Raw genomic sequence first — 588 nt, 5'->3', positions numbered from 1 at the left:
TGTCTGATAGAAAGTAACGAGCAGAAAAACCTCTACAGGCTTGTAGCTCAGGTGGTTAGAGCGCACCCCTGATAAGGGTGAGGTCGGTGGTTCAAGTCCACTCAGGCCTACCAGATTTGTCTCATGCTGCGTTATGTCTCCGGCTCGCATAGTTCACTATGCTTCGCGGAAACACGCCTTGCCTGAGCCAAATCAACGTTTCTCCCTGGAGAGAAGTTGAGTGGTAGTAGATGGTCTCTGCAGTGACTGTATGGGGCTATAGCTCAGCTGGGAGAGCGCCTGCCTTGCACGCAGGAGGTCAGCGGTTCGATCCCGCTTAGCTCCACCATTACAGTACTGAAAAATACTTCAGAATGCACCTCAGGGCGCATTGCGAAGTTATTGCTCTTTAACAATCCGGAACAAGCTGAAAATTTGAAACGACCGCGTCGTATTCGTTCTCCGTAATAAGAACGAGGCATGATGCGGCCGGGTCTCAAGATTATCGCGATTCACAGCGTTCAAAACGCCTGTGGGTTGTGAGGTTAAGCGACCAAGCGTACACGGTGGATGCCCTGGCAGTCAGAGGCGATGAAGGACGTGCTAATC

General features: G+C 51.5%; 2 tRNA genes. Both read left to right on the top strand.

Annotated elements, in window-relative coordinates:
* The first annotated feature begins 36 nt into the window (after positions 1 to 36).
* Positions 37 to 113: transfer RNA gene (locus C1Y41_RS19745), tRNA-Ile, on the top strand.
* A 139-nt stretch (positions 114 to 252) separates the two neighbouring features.
* Positions 253 to 328 (top strand) — tRNA-Ala (locus C1Y41_RS19740).
* Positions 329 to 588: the final 260 nt, after the last annotated feature.

The organism is Pantoea sp. ICBG 1758 (genome assembly GCF_002928325.1).
GTDB classification, from domain to species: domain Bacteria; phylum Pseudomonadota; class Gammaproteobacteria; order Enterobacterales; family Enterobacteriaceae; genus Pantoea; species Pantoea eucrina.
This window is presented reverse-complemented; position numbering and strand designations above follow the sequence as displayed.